Raw genomic sequence first — 19,627 nt, 5'->3', positions numbered from 1 at the left:
TGCCGTCGCGTCGTTCGCGATCGGCAATGAGTGGAGGAAAATGATGTCCGAGAAGATCTATGACGTGTCGGCCGACTGGGCCAAGCGCGCCTATATCGATGACGCCAAATATCGCGAGATGTACGCGCACTCGGTCAAGGACCCGAACGGCTTCTGGGCCGAGCACGGCAAGCGGATCGACTGGATCAAGCCCTTCACCAAGGTCGAGAACGTCTCCTTCGCACCGGGCAACATCTCGATCAAATGGTTCGAGGATGGCGTGCTGAACGTCGCCTGGAACTGCATCGACCGCCATCTCGACAAGCGCGGCGACCAGACCGCGATCATCTGGGAGGGCGACGATCCCTCCGAATCCAAGCACATCACCTACCGCCAGCTGCACGACGAAGTCTGCAAGATGGCCAACATCCTGCGCACGCGGAACGTCAAAAAGGGCGATCGCGTCACGATCTACCTGCCGATGATTCCGGAAGCGGCCTACGCCATGCTGGCCTGCGCGCGGATCGGCGCCATCCATTCAGTGGTGTTCGGCGGCTTCTCGCCGGACAGCCTCGCGCAACGCATCAAGGACTGCGACTCGAAGGTGGTGATCACCGCCGACGAGGGCCTGCGCGGCGGCAGGAAAGTGCCGCTGAAGGCCAATGTCGATGCCGCGATCGCCAAGATCGACTCTAAGGATTCCGGCGGCGTCGACTGGGTCGTGGTGGTGAAGCGCACCGGCGGCAAGATCGACATGAACCCGACCCGCGACCTCTGGTATCACGAGGCCGCCGCCATGGTGACGACGGAATGCCCGGCCGAGCATATGCACGCCGAGGACCCGCTGTTCATCCTCTACACCTCGGGCTCGACCGGAACGCCGAAGGGCGTGCTGCACACCTCGGCCGGCTATCTCGTGTTCGCGTCGATGACCCATCAATACGTGTTCGACTATCACGACGGCGACATCTATTGGTGCACCGCCGACGTCGGCTGGGTCACCGGCCACAGCTACATTCTCTACGGGCCGCTCTGTAACGGCGCGACCACGCTGATGTTCGAGGGCGTGCCGAACTATCCGGACAATTCGCGCTTCTGGAACGTGGTCGACAAGCACAAGGTCAACATCTTCTACACCGCGCCGACCGCGATCCGCGCGCTGATGCAGGGCGGCGACGAGCCGGTGAAGAAGACCTCGCGCAAATCGCTGCGCCTGCTCGGCTCGGTCGGCGAGCCGATCAATCCGGAAGCCTGGGAATGGTTTTACCGCGTGGTCGGCGACGACCGCTGCCCGATCGTCGACACCTGGTGGCAGACCGAGACCGGCGGCATCCTGATCACGCCGCTGCCCGGCGCGACCAAGCTGAAGCCGGGATCGGCAACGCGGCCGTTCTTCGGCGTGGTGCCGGAGATCGTCGATGCCGACGGCAAGACGCTGGAGGGCGAGACCTCGGGCAATCTCTGCCTGGCCAAGTCGTGGCCGGGCCAGATGCGCACGGTCTACGGCGACCATGCGCGGTTCGAGCAGACCTATTTCTCGACCTACAAGAACAAGTATTTCACCGGCGACGGCTGCCGGCGCGATGCCGACGGCTATTACTGGATCACCGGCCGCGTCGACGACGTCATCAACGTCTCCGGCCACCGCATGGGCACCGCCGAGGTCGAGAGCTCGCTGGTCGCGCATGAGGCGGTGTCGGAAGCCGCCGTCGTCGGTTACCCGCACGACATCAAGGGCCAGGGCATCTATGCCTATGTCACGCTGATGAAGGGCACCGAGCCGACCGAAGCGCTGCGCAAGGAGCTGGTCGCCTGGGTCCGCAAGGACATCGGCCCGATCGCCTCGCCGGACCTGATCCAGTTCGCGCCCGGCCTGCCCAAGACGCGCTCCGGCAAGATCATGCGCCGCATCCTGCGCAAGATCGCCGAGGACGAGCCGTCGAGTCTCGGCGACACCTCGACCCTGGCCGATCCGGCCGTGGTCGACGACCTCGTGCAGAACCGCCAGAACAAGAAGGGCGCGCCGGCGTAAGGCCAGCAGGAGCAAAACCAGGAAACCGAGGAAGGGCCGCGCGCGATCACCGCCGCGGCCCTTCCCTTTTCCTGCAACGGGCCGCTTCACGGGATTGTCAGAGGCGTGGCGCGATTGGGGCGCGTTTGTGGCCAAGTGTTGTTTTCAGGTCATTTACTTTAATCCGAACTTTTCCTTTTCTCCGCGCCATCAGGACGTGTCTCGCGGCCGGTGTGAAACCACCCGGTTAACACACGCGGTTAATCTTGCGTGCGTGAGACCGGCAGGCCCGGTTTTTCAAGGGCTCTGCATCTTCGTTTTTGGCTTCCTCGCGGGAGCTGTTGGGAAGTGGAGAGGTTGATGTCGATGAAGTTTGCGGTGGCGCTGGCTGCCACAGCTGCTGTTACCCTTGGTGCTGTTGTTTTGACGTCGCAGGCGGCCGAAGCCCGGCCGGAAATGGTGGGAATACACGCCGACAACTATGAGCCAGGCACCATCGTGGTGAAGACCAACGAACGGCGGCTCTACCTCATTCTCGATTCCGGCCACGCGATGCGTTACCCGGTCGGCGTCGGCAAGTCCGGCAAGCAGTGGGCCGGCACCACGAAGATCGACGGCAAATATCGCAACCCGGCATGGTCGCCGCCCGCCGAGGTCAAGCGCGACAAGCCGAGCATCCCGAACGTGATCGCCGGCGGCTCGCCGCATAACCCGATGGGCGTCGCTGCGATGACGCTGGCCGGCGGCGAGTATGCGATCCACGGCACCAACGTGCCGGGCTCGGTCGGCGGCTTCGTCTCCTACGGCTGCATCCGCATGCTGAACACGGACATCACCGACCTCTATTCGCGCGTCGAGATCGGCACGACGGTCGTCGTCACCCGCTGATCGCGTCCAGTGTTTCGCCTGAAGAAGAGCCGCGCATCTGCGCGGCTTTTTGTTTGCCCAGCCTGGTTTGACGCTCTCGCCTAGCGCGCGAAATATCCGCACCAGCCGAAGCGGTGCCCGCCATTGTAGGCGCGGGCATGGCCGGCGGCGAGCAGCGCGGCCGAGACGTTGTCGGTCTTCCTGGTCGCGACGTCGGCGACGACGCGGCCCTGATATTTATCGGGACCGACATTGTAGATCGCGACGTCGCCCTGGCCGAGCAGGTCGCGCAGCGCCACCGTCGCCGCTTGCGCCATTTGCAGTTCGCGCGCGCAGGATGCCTTCAGCTCCGGCGCGTCGATGCCGCGCAGCCGGACACGCGTGTACAGATCCGGGCCCGGCGAGAAATGCACCCGCGCCTCGAACGTGTCGCCGTCGATCGTCCTGATCACATCAATGTTGTGCCTGATGTCGGGCGCGCCGGCCCGCTGCCAGATCACGTCGGTGTCGCGAGACCTGCCGAGCGACCAGGTCGGCGGCAGATGCACCCATTGGCGGATCGGCAATGTGCTGCCGACGGCAATGCCGAGCACGAACACCCATGGCAGCGCCGCCGAGACGCGGCGGCCCCAAGGGGTCCGGCGGAAAGGCGGACGCCCCGTCCCACGATAAGCATTTATTCTTTCGTATGGGGACATTTTCCCAGACTGGCGTGAGTCGAGCCGTCAGGCAAGACTCTCAGAAGTCCGAGGCGATGCCCTTGGTCTCCCAATCGCCGTAACGCGTCGGTTCCGGCCCCTTCGGCCCCTGGAACTCCTTCGGCCGCGCGGCCGCGTTCTGCGCGGCGAGCTCTTCGGCAGCCTTGCGCCGCGCCGCGGCCTCGGCGAGCGCGCGTTGCGCGGCCGGCGTCAGCGGCTTGCGGGGCGCGGCCTCCGGCGGCAGTGACGATGGCAATTTTTCAGACATGGCAAAACCTTCCGACCGCGCGTTGCTTATCGTATCTCTGTGCTGGCTCAGTGACGACATCACGATCGCAAAATCCCGCAAGCCGATTCTTACATTTGGCATATTCGCATGCCAGAGGTGGTCTCGAGTTGATGGGCATGAGCCGAATGTAACTCAGCACCTTCGAGATATCTCCGCTTCATGCCTCCTTCAAGATTTGCAGTACCTGCCGAAGTCCCCGGCCTCGCGGCCCGCCGTATCGCGGCCGACATCCTCGATGGCGTGCTGCACAAGCACCGCACGCTCGACGACCAGCTCGACGGCGCCGGAGCACATCCTGGCCTGAAATCGCTGGCCGATCGCGACCGCGCGCTGATGCGCCGGCTGGTGTCGACCATCCTGCGCAAGCTCGGCACGCTGGGCCATCTGCTGTCGCGCCTGCTCGACCGCGGCGTCCCGACCGATGCACCGCGCGCGCAGAGCGCGCTCCTGATCGGCGCGGCACAGATTCTCTGGATGGACGTGCCTGACCATGCCGCGGTCGATCTTTCGGTGCGGCTGGTGCAATCCGACCGGCGCGCCGCGAAATATGCCGGGCTCGTCAACGCCGTGCTGCGCCGCTGCGCGCGCGAGGGCCAGGGGTTGATCGACGAGATCGGCACGCAGACGCTCGACCTGCCGCAATGGATGCTGGCGCGCTGGAATACGCATTACGGCGAAGCCACCGCGCGCGACATGGCGCTGGCGCTCGGCCACGAGCCGTCGCTCGATCTCACGGTGAAGTCCGACGCGCCGCAATGGGCGAGCCGCCTGCACGGCGAGATACTGCCGACGGGAACCGTGCGCACGCTGCTGCAGGGTTCCGTCACGATGCTGCCCGGCTTTGCCGAAGGCCAGTGGTGGGTGCAGGACGCCGCCGCCGCGCTGCCGGCGCGGCTGTTCGGCGACATCAAGGACAAGGCGGTCGCGGATCTCTGCGCCGCGCCCGGCGGCAAGACCGCCCAGCTCGCGCTGGCCGGCGCGCATGTCACCGCGGTCGACCGCTCGCCGGCGCGGGTCGCGCGGCTGCGTGACAATCTCACGCGGTTGGAGTTGCAGGCCGAGACCGTCGTCGCCGACGCCGCCGAATGGCCGGCGGAAGCGGCGAGCTTCGACGGTATTCTGGTCGATGCACCCTGTACCTCGACGGGAACCATCCGCCGCCATCCCGACGTCGCTTGGCTGCGGCAGGAGGGTGACATCGCCGCGCTGTCGGCGCTGCAGAAGCGGCTGTTGCAAAAAGCCGCCAATCTGCTGAAGCCCGGCGGCACCCTGGTTTACTGCACCTGCTCGCTGGAGCCGGAGGAAGGCGAGCACGCGATTGCCGCGCTGCTGGCGAGCGAATCAGGCCTGCGCCGTGCACCGGTCGAGACAAGCGAGGTCGCCGGCCTCGACGACATCATCACCGCCGACGGCGATTTGCGCACTTTGCCGAGCCATTTGCCCAATGCCGACCCGCGGCTCGGCGGGCTGGACGGCTTTTACGCGGCCCGGCTGGTTAAATCCTGATTTTAAACTTCAGTCTTCTAAGCTCGAAGTGATTCGTGCGGTATCAAGAGGGTGTCCTGGTAGGCGTCTTGGCAGGTGTCTTGGCAGGTGTCTTGGCCGCGTTTCCGGATTAAATAAGGATTCGTTGAAAATTCCCTCCCCGCAAGGTTAGGCGTGTCGGTCGCTCAAAGCAGACGCATCTCGACGCTGATTGCTGGCCGCTTTGCCCGCAGCATGATCGCGCGCGCCAGCGGGAGCACGGTTGCGCTGACGCGGCTCTGGCCCGGCCGCACCGACCGGCTGATCATCGCCCCGCACGACCTGCGGACCGCCGACGCCACCCGCGCGGCCGAGATCTATGCCGGACGATTCGTTTTCGCCGGCAAGATCGTCACCTGCCACGGCCGCTCGATCTTCGATCTCGAGCCGCCGTCGGAGGATTGGGAAGCCGCCCTGCTCGGCTTCGGCTGGCTGCGCCATCTGCGCGCCGCCGACACCGCGCTGACCCGCGCCAACGCCCGCTCGCTGGTCGACGACTGGATCTCCAACCAGGCCCGCAAGCGGCCGCTGGAGCGCCGCGCCGATGTGCGCGCGCGGCGGGTGATCTCGCTGCTGTCGCAGGCGCCGCTGGTGCTCGGCGACACCGACGGAAAATTCTACCGCAAATATCTGCGCGGGCTGGCGCGCGAGATCCGCTATCTGCGCCACGCGACGCTCGACAATGACGGCGTTCCGCGCCTGCAGGTCTTGATCGCGTTGTGCTACGCCTCGCTCTGTCTCGCCAACCAGGCGCGCAACATCAAATCGGCGACGCGCAAACTGTCCGACGAATTGCAGCGCCAGATCCTGCCCGATGGCGGCCACATCTCGCGCAATCCCGGCGCGCTGGTCGAGTTGCTCAGCGATCTCCTGCCGCTGCGGCAGACCTTCGCCGCACGCAACATCGCGCCGCCGCCGGCGCTGCTCAACGCCATCGACCGCATGATGCCGATGCTGCGCTTCTTCCGTCACGGCGACGGCAGCTTCGCGCTGTTCAACGGCATGAGCACCGCGCCGTCCGATCTCGTCGCGACGCTGCTCGCCTATGACGACACCCGCGGCGTGCCGATGGCGAGCATGCCGCATACCGGCTTCCAGCGGCTCGATGCCGGCAACACCGCGTTGATCATCGACACCGGCCCGCCGCCGCCGGCCAGCGTCAGCCAGGACGCGCATGCCGGCTGCCTGTCGTTCGAGCTGTCCTCCGGGGTCAGCCGCATCGTCGTCAATTGCGGCATGCCGAGCACCGGCCGCGACAATTGGCGACCGTTCGCGCGCTCCACCGCGGCGCATTCGACGCTGACCTATCGCGACGCCTCGTCGTGCCAGTTTGTCGAGCTGTCGGCGATGAAGCGGCTGCTGCGCGGCGCGCCGATCACCAGCGGCCCGAGCAATGTCGAGAGCTACCGCGAAGCCGTTCCCGACGGCGACGTGCTCACCGCCTCGCATGACGGCTATCTCTCGCGCTTCGGCGTGATCCACCGCCGCGTGCTGATGGTCGCGCAGGACGGCACGCGGCTCGAGGGCGAGGATTCGCTGTCGCCGGCGCCGGGCGGCCGCATCAAGGGCAGCGAGGCCGATTTCGCGCTGCGCTTCCATTTGCATCCCTCGGTGAAGGCGAGCCGGCTGTCGGATGCCCGCGGCGTGATGCTGGTGCTGCCCAACCGCGACGTCTGGACCTTCGAGGCGATGGACGACAAGGTCGATCTCGAGGACAGCGTGTTCCTGGCCGGCAATGACGGGCCGCGCCGCACCTCCCAGATCGTGATCCGGCAGGACGCGAGGCAGGCCGGCACCATCCGCTGGAGCTTCGTGCGCTCCTCGACCTCGGCCTCCGCCACCACCGCGCGCCGCAACGCCCGCCGCGAGCCGGAACTGCCGCTGTAGGAACGCGACTGACCCTCGCCCCGTCACCCTGAGGAGCCGCGAAGCGGCGTCTCGAAGGGTCGACGGCCACCAGCCGGGCCGTGCATCCTTCGAGACGCGCTGCGCGCTCCTCAGGATGACGGTGATAGATTCCCGGGAATCGGCCTCGGAGACCGGTTTCGTACCGCACAAAACCATGCTACCCGGCTGCCTTAACAGCCAGGGATTTTCCGATATGACCGAGCAGCTTCGCCGCGTGACCCGCGCTCTGTTGTCCGTTTCCGACAAGACCGGACTGATCGATTTCGCCAAGGCGCTGGCCGACCATGGCGTCGAGCTGGTCTCGACCGGCGGCACCGCCAAGGCGATCGCAGCGGCCGGGCTGAAGGTCAGGGACGTCTCCGAACTCACTGGCTTCCCCGAGATGATGGATGGCCGGGTCAAGACGCTGCATCCGAAGGTGCATGGCGGCCTGCTCGCGATCCGCGACAACAAGGAACATGCGGCCGCGATGGCCTCGCACGGCATCGCGCCGATCGATCTTCTGGTCGTCAACCTCTATCCGTTCGAGGCCACGGTCGACAAAGGCGCCGGCTTCGAGGAGTGCATCGAGAACATCGACATCGGCGGTCCCGCGATGATCCGCGCAGCGGCCAAGAACCATGACGACGTCGCCGTGGTGGTCGAGGCGAACGACTATGCTGCTGTGCTCGACGAGCTCGCCGCGCACAAGGGCGCGACCTCGCTTCAGTTGCGCCGCCGGCTCGCCGCCAAGGCCTATGCACGCACCGCGGCCTATGACGCCGCGATCTCGAACTGGTTTGCCGTGCAGCTCGACACCAAGGCGCCGGACTTCCGCGCCTTCGGCGGCCGGCTGATCCAGTCGCTGCGCTATGGCGAGAACCCGCACCAGACCGCGGCGTTCTATGCCACGCCGGAGAAGCGGCCGGGCGTTGCGACCGCACGCCAGCTGCAGGGCAAGGAACTGTCCTACAACAACATCAACGACACCGACGCGGCCTATGAATGCGTCGGCGAATTCGATCCGCAGCGCACCGCGGCCTGCGTGATCGTCAAGCACGCCAATCCCTGCGGCGTTGCCGAGGGCCCCGATCTCGCGACCGCCTATGCCCGTGCGCTGGCCTGCGACTCCACCTCGGCCTATGGCGGCATCATCGCGGTCAACCGCACGCTCGATGCGGACGCGGCGCGCGCCATCATCGGCATCTTCACCGAGGTGATCATCGCGCCCGACGCGACCGAGGAGGCGATCTCGATCATCGCCGGCCGGCGCAATCTGCGCCTGCTGCTCGCCGGCGGCCTGCCGAACGCGCGCGCAGTCGGCCTCACCGCCAAGACCGTCGCCGGCGGCCTCCTGGTGCAGAGCCGCGACAATGCGGTGGTCGAGGACATGAACCTGAAGGTCGCGACCAAGCGCGCGCCGACCGACGCCGAGCTGCGCGATCTCAAATTCGCCTTCCGCGTCGCCAAGCACGTCAAGTCGAACACCATCATCTACGCCAAGGACCTCGCCACCGTCGGCATCGGCGCCGGCCAGATGAGCCGGGTCGATTCCGCGCGCATCGCCGCGCGCAAGGCGCTGGATGCGGCGGCCGAGCTGAAGCTCGCCGAGCCGCTGACCAAGGGTTCGGTGGTCGCCTCCGACGCCTTCTTCCCGTTCGCCGACGGCATGCTGGCCTGCATCGAGGCCGGCGCCACCGCGGTGATCCAGCCCGGCGGCTCGATGCGCGACGACGAGGTGATCAAGGCCGCCGATGAGCACGGCATCGCCATGGTATTCACCGGCGTGCGGCATTTCCGGCATTGATGCTAACCATCGTCGTCCCGGCGAAGGCCGGGACCCATACCGCGTGATCTATCGAAGGCGCGCTGGGGTTAGTTGTCCCTCGCCAACCATGGCCGGTGGTTATGGGTCCCGGCCTTCGCCGGGACGACGGCGGTGATTACTCCCGCACCTTCGCCAATAGCGCCAGTCCCGCCACGAAGAACGCCACCAGCACCGCCATGCCGGCCTTCTGGCTTGCGGTCGCCGCGGTGATCGCGCCGATCAGGAGCGGGCCGATGAACGACGTCACCTTGCCGGTGAGCGCGAACAAGCCAAAATACTGCGCGATGCGATCCTTCGGCGCGAGGCGGATCAGAAGCGAGCGCGAGGCGGCCTGCAGCGGCGCACCGGTGGCGCCGATCAGGCAGCCCAGCACGATGTAGGCGCGCTCGGCGGCGCCCGCGAACAACGGACCGCCAGGCACTGGCGGCGCGACCTGGATGAACAGGACGGAATCCTTGTTCACGGTGAGGATCACGACGATCGCGAACAGCAGGATCACGAGGCTCCCGGTGATCACGCGCTTCGGCCCGAACGCATCATCGAGCTTGCCCCCGATCCAGCCGCCGAACGTGCCGGCGACCGCGAGGATGATGCCGAAGGTGCCGATCCGGATCGTGTCCCAGCCGAACGTGCCGGCGGCATACATGCCGCCGAACGCGAACAGCGAGACCAGCCCGTCGGTGTAGATCATGTTCGCCAGCAGGAAGCGCGCCAGTGACTTCTGCTTCGGCAGGCTCGTCAACGATTCCCTGAGCTCGCGCAGGCCTTCGCCGAGCGCCGCGCGCATCGGGCGCTTCGTCGGATAGTCCGGCGTGAACAGGAACATCGGCGTCACGAAGATGATGAACCAAAGCCCGGTCAGCGGCCCGGTAATGCGGTCGCCTTCATGCATGGCAGGATCGAGACCGAACAGCGGCGTGAAGCCGAACAGCGTCTTGCCGGTCTCGGCATTGGCGGCAAGAAAGCCGAGCACGAGAACAAGACTCAGGATGCCGCCGACATAGCCGGTGGCCCAGCCGGTGCCTGATAGTCGCCCGATCCGGTCCGGCGGCACCAGGGTCGGCATCATCGCATTGTTGAACACGGTCGCGAACTCGACGCCGACGCTCGCGATCGCATAGGCGAGCAGCAGCATGGGGATGATGTCGGGATTGCCGGGCTTGCCGATCCACATCGCGCTGGCCCCGATCACGAGCAGCGCACCGAAGCCCGCGATCCACGGCTTGCGGCGGCCGCTGGCATCGGCGATCGCCCCCAGCACCGGCGACAGCAGCGCGATCGCAAGTCCGGCAGCCGCGGTGGCAAAACCCCACAGCGCCTGGCCGCTCGCGGCATCAGGCGCGACGAAGCTCGCGAAATAAGGCGCGAACACGAAGGTCGTGATCAGCGTGAAATAAGGCTGCGCGGCCCAGTCGAAGAAGATCCAGCTGATGACGGCTGAGCGGCCAGGATAAACCTTGGTGGAGGCCTTCGCGTCACCGGCGCCCGTCTGCATTGTTGCCGTCATCGCGAAAGTTATTCCCCAACTCGAACCACAGGCAGGCTTTTGCCGCTCCAATCCGCTCCCATATAGCATGAGCCGGTTTGACTGATACGGCGATGAACAGGGCAGGACATTTCGATGGCGCTGACGGCAACGATGTCGCGACGGCTGTTCGCCGCTCTCCTGGTGATTGGTATCGCGACGCCGGCCCTCGGCCAGGTCCAGCGCCGCTTCTATGAACCTTCAGCCGCGGACACGATTCGCAGCATTCGCGCAGAAAACGGCATGGTGGTGGCGCAGGAGAAGCTGGCTGCGCAAGTTGGCGCCGACATCCTGCGACAGGGCGGCAATGCGGTCGACGCTGCGGTCGCCACCGGCTTTGCGATGGCGGTGACCTATCCGCGCGCCGGCAATATAGGCGGCGGCGGTTTCATGGTGATCCATCTCGCCGGCCGCAATGAGGATGTCGCGATCGACTATCGCGAGACTGCGCCGCAGGCCGCGACCCGCGACATGTTCCTGAACGCCGACGGCAAGCCCGATCCCGACAAGTCGCGCAACTCCGCGCTCGCGATCGGCGCGCCCGGCACGGTCGCGGGCCTCGCGCTGGCGCTGGAGAAATACGGCTCCGGCAAGTTCACGCTGGCGCAGATCCTCAAGCCCGCGATCGACCTCGCGCGCGACGGCTTCATCGTCACCGACGACACATCCGACACCCTGAACGACATGTATCGCCGCATGTCGCGCTGGCCGAATTCGGCCAAGACGTTCTCGCACGCCGACGGCACGCCGCTGCGCGAGGGCGACCGGCTGATCCAGGGCGATCTCGCCGGCGTATTGACTGATATTGCCGAACAAGGCCCGCGCGGCTTCTACCAAGGCGCCGTCGCCGAGAAGCTTGTCAGCGGCATCAGGAATGCCGGCGGCATCTTCACCCTCGAGGATCTGAAATCCTACCAGCCGGTGATCCGCACGCCGATCCGCGGCAGCTATCGCGGCTACGACATCGTGTCGATGCCGCAACCCTCCTCCGGCGGCGTCGTGCTGCTCGAGATCCTCAACATCCTCGAAGGCTTTCCGATGTCCGACATGAAGCAGGGCTCGGCCGCCTCGCTGCATGTGATGATCGAGGCGATGAAGCGGGCCTATGCCGATCGCGCGCGCTATCTCGGCGATCCCGCTTTCGTCGACGCGCCGACGCAGCTCTTGATCGACAAGGACTATGCCGCCAAACAGCGAGCCACCATCGACATCGCCCGCGCCACGCCCTGGACCGATGTGCGCAACGCGAAGCAACCGCGCGAGGGCGACAACACCACGCATTATTCGGTCGTCGACGCCGGCGGCAACGCCGTCAGCAACACCTATACGCTGAACTTCCCCTACGGCGTCGGCCTCGTCGCCGACGGCACCGGCGTGCTGCTGAACAACGAACTCGACGATTTCACCGCCGCGCCCGGCGCCTCCAATGCTTTCGGCCTGGTCGGCTTCGAGGCCAATCTGCCGGGGCCCGGCAAGCGCCCGCTGTCGTCGATGTCGCCGACCATCGTGCTGAAAGACGGCAAGCCGGTGCTGGTGACGGGCTCGCCCGGCGGCAGCCGCATCATCTCCGCCGTGACGCAGATCATCGTCGACGTGATCGACTACAAGATGGACGTCGCGGCCGCGGTCGCCGCGCCCCGCATGCACCATCAATGGCTGCCCGACGAGGTCCGGATCGAGCGCGGTTTTCCCGACGCGGTGCTGACCGAGCTGAAAGCCAAGGGCCACAAACTGGTCGAGCCGCTCGGCTACTCCTCCGCGAACTCGATCCTCGTTACGACCAACGGTCTGCTCGGCGCGCCCGATCCGCGCACGCGCGGCTCCGAGGCCGCGGGATACTAAAGCATGATGGGATCGGTTGAGCCGGAGTGGCGGTGGAGGCTCACCTCTCCCTTGGGAGAGGTCGGCGCGTAGCGCCGGGTGAGGGGTTCCGCTCTCTCGTTGGAGCCGCAGCCCCTCACCCGATTTGCTGCGCAAATCGACCTCTCCCCGTCGGGGAGAGGTGAGCGTGCTTGGGGCCAATCCGATTCAATCTAACTTCATCCCATTCTAAGGGCCGCGCAAACCCGCCTTTGCCCCACCTGCAACATCGCGATAGATTGGCGGTCCGCGTAATTCCGGCCGCGGATCGCAAAGAGCCGGTGAAAGATTTCTCCGGGGAACGCGCATGAGCACGGCCGAATCCAAACCGATGGAAGTTGCAGAGATCGAGGATACCAGCCTCCTCGCCTTCTATCGCGACATGAACCTGCAGGAGCGGCGCACGTTCTGGGCCTGCGCGTCGGGCTGGACGCTCGACGGCATGGATTTCATGATCTATCCGCTGGTGATCGGCACCATCATCACGCTGTGGAAGGTCGACCCCGGCACCGCAGGCCTTGCGGGCACGGTGACGCTGCTGGCGTCCGCCGTCGGCGGCTGGCTCGGCGGCTATCTGTCCGACCGGATCGGGCGGGTGAAGACGCTGCAGCTCACCATCGTCTGGTTCTCGTTTTTCTCGCTGGTCTGCGCATTGGTGCAGAATTTCGATCAGCTTCTGATCGCCCGCGCGCTGCTCGGCCTCGGCTTCGGCGGCGAATGGGCGGCCGGCGCGGTGCTGATCGGCGAGGCGATCCGGCCGCAATATCGCGGACGCGCGGTCGGCTCGGTGCAGTCGGGCTGGGCGGTCGGCTGGGGCCTCGCGGTGCTGGCGCAGGCGATCCTGTTCTCGGTGCTGCCGGCGGAGAACGCCTGGCGCTGGATGTTCGTGATCGGCGCGCTGCCGGCACTGCTGGTGTTCTATCTGCGCCGCTACGTCACCGAGCCGGAAATCTCCGCCGCGACCATGGCGCAGGCGCAGGCCTCCGGCAGCGGCCCCGCCAAGTTGTGGGAGATCTTCCACGGACCGATCCTGAAGACCACGCTGCTGGCGTCGCTGGTCGGCACCGGCATGCAGGGCGGTTATTACGCCATCACCTTCTGGGTGCCGCGCTTCCTCACCACCGAGCGCAAGCTCTCCGTGGTCGGCTCGACCGGCTATCTCGCGACGCTGATCATCGGCTCGTTCATCGGCTATCTGGTCGGTGCCTGGCTCGCCGACCGGATCGGCCGGCGCAATCTGTTCCTGATCTTCTCGATCGGCGCGATCGCAGTGGTGCTGCTCTACACCCAGCTGCCGCTGTCTAACGAGGTGCTGTGGGTGCTGGGCTTCCCGCTCGGCTTCTTTGCCTCGGGCTATTTCTCCGGCATGGGCGCGTTCCTGACCGAACTGTATCCGACCCGGCTGCGTGGCTCCGGCCAGGGCTTTTGCTACAATTTCGGCCGCGGCATCGGCGCGCTGTTCCCGTTCCTGGTCGGCGCGCTGTCGACCACGACCACGCTCGCCAACGCGATCGCGATCTTCGCGGTGGCGGCCTACGGCGTGTTCTTCCTCGCCGCCTACGCGCTGCCGGAAACGCGCGGGCGTGTGCTGCATGCGGATGGGTAGGCGGTGAGGTAGGGCTGTGGCTGCGCCGCTTGCTCGGTCGTCCCCTCCCCCCTTGCGGGGGAGGGCTAGGGAGAGGGGTAGCCGCGAAGGCAGTGTGTGTGGCTTACCCCTCTCCCCAACCCTCCCCCGCAAGGGGGGAGGGAGCCCTGATAGTGTGCGTCCCTAACAGGAGGCTGCCATGACATCCCTTAAAGGCAAGACGCTGTTCATCTCGGGCGCGAGCCGCGGCATCGGGCTGGCGATCGCGTTGCGCGCCGCGCGTGACGGCGCCAATGTCGCGATCGCGGCGAAGACCGCGGAGCCGCATCCGAAGCTGAAGGGCACGATCTACACCGCCGCCGACGAAGTCCGCGCCGCCGGCGGCAAGGCGCTGCCGGTGCTCTGCGACATCAGGGACGAGGCGCAGGTGATGGCGGCGATCGAGCAAACCGTCGCCGAGTTCGGCGGCATCGACGTCTGCGTCAACAATGCCAGCGCCATCAGCCTGACCAATTCGCAGGCAACCGACATGAAGCGGTTCGACCTGATGATTGGTATCAACACCCGCGGCACCTTCATGGTGTCGAAATACTGCATCCCGCACCTGAAGAAGGCGGAGAATCCGCACATCCTGATGCTGTCGCCGCCGCTCGACATGAAGACGAAATGGTTCGAGCACTCGACCGCCTACACGATGGCGAAGTTCGGCATGAGCATGTGCGTGCTTGGACTGGCGGGCGAATTGAAATCGGCCGGCATTGCCGTCAACGCGCTGTGGCCGCGCACCACGATCGCGACCGCCGCGGTCGGCAACCTGCTCGGCGGCGATGCCATGATGCGCGCGAGCCGCACGCCCGAGATCATGGGCGATGCGGCCTACGCGATCATCACCCGGCCGTCGCGCGAATTCACCGGGCATTTCTGCATCGACGACAAGGTGCTCTACGCCAATGGCATGCGCGACTTCGAGCGCTACCGCGTCGATCCCTCGGTGCCGTTGATGTCGGACTTCTTCGTGCCCGACGACGACGTGCCGCCGCCCGGCGTCACCGTGCAGCCGCTACCGTCACACTAAAGCGGGATGGGTTTAGGTTGAATCGATTTGGGATTCCCAAATCAGTGTGTTTCTGATTCACCATGCTGGCTGGATAGGAGGCCGGCATGGATGGGCAAGCCTTATTCCCTGGATCTCCGTAACCGTGTCGTAGCCGCGATTGAGGGCGGGATGTCCCGCAATCGGGCCGCCAAGCAGTTTGGGGTGGCGATCAGCACTGCCATCGGCTGGATGCAGCGTGTCGATGAGACCGGCAGCGTTGAGCCTGGCCAGATGGGCGGTCACAAGCCGAAGGCGGTTTCGGGAGACCACGCAGTCTGGCTGTCGCAGCGGATCAGGGACGGCGATTTCACCATACGTGGTCTCGTTGCCGAGCTCGCCCGTCGCGGCCTGAAGGTCGATTACCACTCGGTGTGGGACTTCGTCCATGCCGAGAAGCTCAGCTTCAAAAAAAAGCGTGGCGGCTGGCGAACGCGATCGACCCGAGGTCGCGAGGCGACGAGCCCAGTGGACAAAGTATCAAGATCGCGTCGAAGCTGAGCGGCTGGTCTTCATCGACGAGACCTGGACCAGGACCGATATGGCGCCCTTGCGGGGATGGGCGCCGCGCGGACACAGACTTCACGCCAAGGTTCCTCACGGCCGCTGGAAGACCATGACCTTCCTGGCGGCCTTGCGCCATGACCGGATCGATGCGCCATGGTTCATCGAAGGGCCGATCGATGGCGTGAGCTTTCGCACCTATGTCGAGAAGGTTCTGCTGCCCGTCCTTCGACCCGGCGATATCGTCATCTTGGACAACCTCGGCAGCCACAGGAGCAAGGTAGTTCGCCAGCTCATCCGCTCGGTCGGCGCCAAGCTCTTCTTCCTGCCAAAATACTCGCCCGATCTGAACCCGATTGAACAGGTCTTTGCCAAGCTCAAACACCTGCTTCGCAACGCCGCCGCGCGAACCGTCGACGCAGTCTGCGCCGCTATCGGCCACGCGCTCGACGCCTTCACCTCCGAGGAATGTGCCAACTACCTCAAAAATTCAGGCTATCGAACTTAATGCCATCACGCTTTAGGCTACACCGCGAACGCATTCAGCTCTGCGCGCCAATGCTGCACGCGCTCCTTCAGCAGCGTATCGCGCACATAGGCAAGCTCCTCGTCCTCGATCCGCTCCAGCGTTTCGAGCGAGAGATGATCCGCGCCGTGGGCCGTCCAGGCGCGCTGCAGCTCCGCGTTGCGATGGCTGCCCATCCGCAGCGTGAACCAGATGCGGTTCTCGATCTTGTCGAGATCGAGCGCCTGCCCGACCCAGACTTCGCCGGTCGCGCGGCAGCGGATCGCGAACACGCCGGCGACAGCAGCGCGTTTCTTGTAGTCGGCGATGGCTTGCTTGCGGTCCTCGATCTTCACGGCGGCTCCAATGGTCCAGGCACGCTATTTATACCCGGGCATTATTGACAAAGCAATATTACCCGGATAAAAAATAGCAGCATCGAAACCCGAGCCGCTGTTATGACCGCGAATTTACCGGCCGACTTGATACGGACCGCCCTTCTCCAGCGCTCGTGCATAGGCCGGGCGGGCGTGGATGCGCTCGAGGAATGCGACGCACCTGGGATGGCCGTCCTCGAGCCCGCCGCGCGCCGCGGCAGCCTCCAGCGGGAAGCTCATCTGGATGTCGGCGCCGGAAAACTCGCTGCCGGCGAACCATTCGCTCTTGCCGAGCTCGCCTTCCCAATAGGCCATGTGCTGCTTGAGCTGCGGATTGACCAGCGTCGACAGCGCCGTGTTCGACACCTTGCGCACCAGGGGCCGCAGCAGCGCCGGCGCGCGCTTCGGCATCAGCGTGAACAGGAGCTTCAGCAGCAGCGGCGTCATCGCCGAACCCTCGGCGTAGTGCAGCCAATAGGTGTAGCGCAGCCGCTCCGGCGTATCGGCCGGCGGGATCAGGCGCCCGTTGCCGTAGGTCGCGATGATGTATTCGAGGATCGCGCCGGATTCCGCGATCGTGTGGCCGTTGTCGGTGACGACGGGCGACTTGCCGAGCGGATGGATCGCGCGCAGCTCCTTCGGCGCCCGCATGTCGGGCTGCCGCTGATAGCGCACGATCTCGTAGGGCACACCCAATTCCTCGAGCAGCCACAGCACGCGCTGCGAGCGGGAATTGTTGAGGTGATGAACCGTCAGCATGGGCATCCTCTGAAATGGACGGCGTTTGGCGCCAGCCGGCAACACGAAAATCGAGATCCACGCGCCGTGATTGCTAATGATTACCCGGGCAATAGGTCGCGCAATCGGAGAGGTCTACCATGAATCCTGCCTATGTCGCCTTCGAAGGCGAGCACCGCATCGGGGCCGGCGACCTCCCGGAGGTTGCGCGCACCGCCAAGCAACACCTCGACCAGCGCAAGGACGCCGCGATCCTGGTGTTCAACGGCCGCACCTCGGCGCTGGTCGATATCGATTTTCGCGGCTCGGTCGACGACGTGCTGGGCCGCCTGCCGAAGCTCGCGCCTCCGCCCGACGGGGAGCCGGCGGCGCCGACCGCGCCGCGCGGGCCCGGTCGACCGAAGCTTGGCGTCGTCGCGCGCGAGATCACGCTGTTGCCACGGCATTGGGACTGGCTCGCGCAGCAGAAGGGCGGCGCATCGGTTGCGATCCGCAAGCTGATCGACGAGGCGCGGCGCTCAAGCGGCGACAAGGACCGCACGCGCAGCGCGCAGGACGCCGCCTATCGCTTCATGACTGTCATGGCCGGCAACCGGCCGAACTATGAGGATGCGATCCGCGCCCTGTTCGCCCACGACCGGCGCCGCTTTGCGACGCTGATCGCGGACTGGCCAGCCGATATCCGCGATCACGCGATCCGGCTCGCCTATAGCGATCAAGCGGACTGACGCGCTTTGAATAGTCTGGATGAGCAACCTCGAACGGGATGTCGTCCCTGCGAAAGCAGGGACCCATAACCACTGAAGAGCATTGCAGCGCGTCGAACTAGCCGCGTGCCCTTAGCAAGGCCGCGGAGTATGGGTCCCTGCTCCCGTGCGCAATTGCGCACTAGGCAGGGACGACAGCGTACGTGCTGCCTGACCTACTCACCAAACCGCACAAGCTCGGTACCACTTTGGAATTTTAACGTGTCCAACCCTCCCGCCCTGCGCAAAGCCTTCCTCGCCTTCCTCGCGCCGATGCTGCTCAGCAACGTGCTGCAGTCGCTGTTCGGCACCATCAACGGCGTCTATCTCGGCCAGATGATCGGCGTCGACGCGCTCGCCGCCGTCTCGGTGTTCTTTCCGGTGATGTTCTTCTTCATTTCCTTCGTGATTGGCCTCAGCGCCGGTGCCTCGGTTATGATCGGCCAGGCCTGGGGCGCCGGCGAGCCCGACCGGGTGAAAGCGGTCGCCGGCACCACCATGACCGTGACGCTGCTGCTGGCGCTCGCGATCGCAATCCTCGGCGGCCTGTTCGCCCGGCCGCTCTTGATCGCGCTCGCGACGCCATCCGACGTCCTCGACGCCGCGGTGGCTTATGCTCGTATCATGATGATCACGATGCCCATAACGTTCGCATTCCTGCTGCTGACGGCGATGATGCGCGGCGTCGGCGACACCGTGACGCCGCTGGTTGCGCTGACGGTCTCGACCGCCATCGGCCTGGTGGTGACGCCGGCACTGATCCGCGGCTGGCTCGGCCTGCCAATGCTCGGGGTCGCCAGCGCTGCGGTCGCCTCCGCGGTCTCGGGCGTGGTCACGCTGCTGTGGCTGCATGTCCATATGCTGCGGCACCGCCATGCGCTGGCCTTCGACGCTGCGTTCCTGCGCGCGATGCGGCCGAACGGCGCGCTGCTGCGCATCGTGCTGCGGCTCGGCATTCCGACCGCGATCGGCATGGTGGTGGTCTCGCTCGCCGAGCTGGTGCTGCTTGGCCTCGTCAACGGTTTCGGCTCGGACGCCACCGCGGCCTATGGCGCGGTCAACCAGGTAATCGGCTATGTGCAGTTTCCGGCGATCTCGATCGCAATATCGGTGTCGATCTTCGGCGCGCAGGCGATCGGCCGCGGCGATTCCGCCCGGATCGGCGCCATCGTCAGGACCGGAATCGAGATGAACTTGGTATTGACCGGCGGGCTGGTCGCGCTCGGCTATCTCTTCGCGCGGCCGCTGATGGGCTTCTTCATCGTCGACAGTGCCGTGCTCGCGCTGGCGCAGCAGCTGTTGTACATCGTGCTGTGGAGCATGGTGCTGTTCGGCATGGCGACGGTGTTTTCGGGCGCGATGCGCGCCGGCGGCACGGTGTGGATGCCGCTGTTGCTCTCGACCCTGGCGATCGCGGTGGTCGAGGTGCCGGTCGCGATCCTGCTCAGCCGCGCCCTCGGCCTCAGCGGCATCTGGATCACCTATCCCGTCACCTTCGCAACCATGTTCGTGCTGCAGATGGCCTATTACGCCTTGGTATGGCGCAAGCAGACCATCAAGCGGCTGATTTGACATCGCGCGCCGCGGCTCACATGATGATTATCATATTCT

Annotated in this window: 16 protein-coding genes; 11 read left to right on the top strand and 5 right to left on the bottom strand. The window is 65.7% G+C overall.

Annotation, left to right across the window (positions count from 1 at the left end; translation table 11 throughout):
• The first annotated feature begins 43 nt into the window (after nucleotides 1-43).
• Together acs and ACVWYP_RS05590 are read left to right on the top strand one after the other, a co-directional pair.
• Nucleotides 44-2,011 (top strand): acetate--CoA ligase, encoded by a 1,968-nt coding sequence (acs, locus tag ACVWYP_RS05595; protein WP_304500445.1) that lies wholly within the window; start codon nucleotides 44-46, stop codon nucleotides 2,009-2,011.
• Nucleotides 2,012-2,350: 339 nt separating this feature from the next.
• Entirely contained in the window at nucleotides 2,351-2,878 is a 528-nt protein-coding gene (locus ACVWYP_RS05590; RefSeq protein ID WP_028342054.1) for a L,D-transpeptidase, read from the top strand.
• A gap of 80 nt (nucleotides 2,879-2,958) precedes the next feature.
• Here the strand turns inward: ACVWYP_RS05590 and ACVWYP_RS05585 are convergent, their stop codons facing one another.
• Both ACVWYP_RS05585 and ACVWYP_RS05580 read right to left on the bottom strand, forming a co-directional pair.
• A complete protein-coding gene (locus tag ACVWYP_RS05585; RefSeq protein ID WP_369525550.1) occupies nucleotides 2,959-3,456 on the bottom strand; it encodes a thermonuclease family protein in 498 nt (165 codons plus the stop codon).
• A gap of 139 nt (nucleotides 3,457-3,595) precedes the next feature.
• The gene (locus ACVWYP_RS05580; RefSeq protein WP_304498024.1) at nucleotides 3,596-3,823 is read right to left on the bottom strand and encodes a DUF1674 domain-containing protein; all 228 of its coding nucleotides are present in this window, start codon (nucleotides 3,821-3,823) and stop codon (nucleotides 3,596-3,598) included.
• A gap of 180 nt (nucleotides 3,824-4,003) precedes the next feature.
• Here ACVWYP_RS05580 and ACVWYP_RS05575 point away from each other — a divergent pair, with 180 nt between their 5' ends.
• From ACVWYP_RS05575 to purH, 3 genes are all read left to right on the top strand, one after another.
• A complete protein-coding gene (locus ACVWYP_RS05575) occupies nucleotides 4,004-5,350 on the top strand; it encodes an RsmB/NOP family class I SAM-dependent RNA methyltransferase (RefSeq protein ID WP_304498023.1) in 1,347 nt (448 codons plus the stop codon).
• Nucleotides 5,351-5,503: 153 nt separating this feature from the next.
• On the top strand, nucleotides 5,504-7,255 hold the full coding sequence (locus ACVWYP_RS05570) for a heparinase II/III family protein (protein WP_304498022.1): 1,752 nt from the start codon (nucleotides 5,504-5,506) through the stop codon (nucleotides 7,253-7,255).
• Between the two features lie 214 nt (nucleotides 7,256-7,469).
• Nucleotides 7,470-9,062 carry a bifunctional phosphoribosylaminoimidazolecarboxamide formyltransferase/IMP cyclohydrolase gene (gene purH, locus ACVWYP_RS05565; RefSeq protein WP_304498021.1) on the top strand — a complete coding sequence of 531 codons (1,593 nt, stop codon included), beginning with the start codon at nucleotides 7,470-7,472 and terminating at the stop codon, nucleotides 9,060-9,062.
• A 136-nt stretch (nucleotides 9,063-9,198) separates the two neighbouring features.
• On the opposite strand, the gene ACVWYP_RS05560 is transcribed toward purH, so the two are convergent.
• Nucleotides 9,199-10,578 (bottom strand): MFS transporter, encoded by a 1,380-nt coding sequence (locus ACVWYP_RS05560; RefSeq protein ID WP_304500444.1) that lies wholly within the window; start codon nucleotides 10,576-10,578, stop codon nucleotides 9,199-9,201.
• 126 nt (nucleotides 10,579-10,704) lie between these two features.
• Here ACVWYP_RS05560 and ggt point away from each other — a divergent pair, with 126 nt between their 5' ends.
• From ggt to ACVWYP_RS05540, 4 genes are all read left to right on the top strand, one after another.
• Complete coding sequence (ggt, locus tag ACVWYP_RS05555) at nucleotides 10,705-12,450, top strand: gamma-glutamyltransferase (RefSeq protein ID WP_304498020.1); 1,746 nt, start codon at nucleotides 10,705-10,707, stop codon at nucleotides 12,448-12,450.
• Between the two features lie 325 nt (nucleotides 12,451-12,775).
• Entirely contained in the window at nucleotides 12,776-14,074 is a 1,299-nt protein-coding gene (locus tag ACVWYP_RS05550; RefSeq protein WP_028342046.1) for an MFS transporter, read from the top strand.
• 178 nt (nucleotides 14,075-14,252) lie between these two features.
• Nucleotides 14,253-15,128, top strand: coding sequence for an SDR family oxidoreductase (locus ACVWYP_RS05545; protein WP_304498019.1), 876 nt, complete (start codon nucleotides 14,253-14,255; stop codon nucleotides 15,126-15,128).
• A 90-nt stretch (nucleotides 15,129-15,218) separates the two neighbouring features.
• Nucleotides 15,219-16,158 (top strand): IS630 family transposase gene (locus ACVWYP_RS05540; protein ID WP_370143840.1). Its coding sequence is split into 2 segments (ribosomal slippage): nucleotides 15,219-15,554 and nucleotides 15,556-16,158, totalling 939 coding nucleotides; the frame shifts between segments, so codons are not numbered across the junction.
• Nucleotides 16,159-16,175: 17 nt separating this feature from the next.
• On the opposite strand, the gene ACVWYP_RS05535 is transcribed toward ACVWYP_RS05540, so the two are convergent.
• Nucleotides 16,176-16,511, bottom strand: a complete 336-nt coding sequence (locus ACVWYP_RS05535; protein WP_304498018.1) for a GIY-YIG nuclease family protein — start codon at nucleotides 16,509-16,511, stop codon at nucleotides 16,176-16,178.
• A 114-nt stretch (nucleotides 16,512-16,625) separates the two neighbouring features.
• The gene (locus ACVWYP_RS05530; protein WP_304498017.1) at nucleotides 16,626-17,291 is read right to left on the bottom strand and encodes a glutathione S-transferase family protein; all 666 of its coding nucleotides are present in this window, start codon (nucleotides 17,289-17,291) and stop codon (nucleotides 16,626-16,628) included.
• Nucleotides 17,292-17,410: 119 nt separating this feature from the next.
• Here ACVWYP_RS05530 and ACVWYP_RS05525 point away from each other — a divergent pair, with 119 nt between their 5' ends.
• Together ACVWYP_RS05525 and ACVWYP_RS05520 are read left to right on the top strand one after the other, a co-directional pair.
• A complete protein-coding gene (locus ACVWYP_RS05525; RefSeq protein WP_304498016.1) occupies nucleotides 17,411-17,998 on the top strand; it encodes a DUF2239 family protein in 588 nt (195 codons plus the stop codon).
• 291 nt (nucleotides 17,999-18,289) lie between these two features.
• The gene (locus ACVWYP_RS05520; RefSeq protein ID WP_304500443.1) at nucleotides 18,290-19,588 is read left to right on the top strand and encodes an MATE family efflux transporter; all 1,299 of its coding nucleotides are present in this window, start codon (nucleotides 18,290-18,292) and stop codon (nucleotides 19,586-19,588) included.
• The last annotated feature ends 39 nt before the right edge of the window (nucleotides 19,589-19,627 follow it).

Source organism: Bradyrhizobium sp. USDA 3262 (assembly GCF_054060035.1).
The sequence above is the reverse complement of the archived record's forward strand: the minus strand, read 5'-3'. Positions and strand labels throughout refer to the sequence as shown.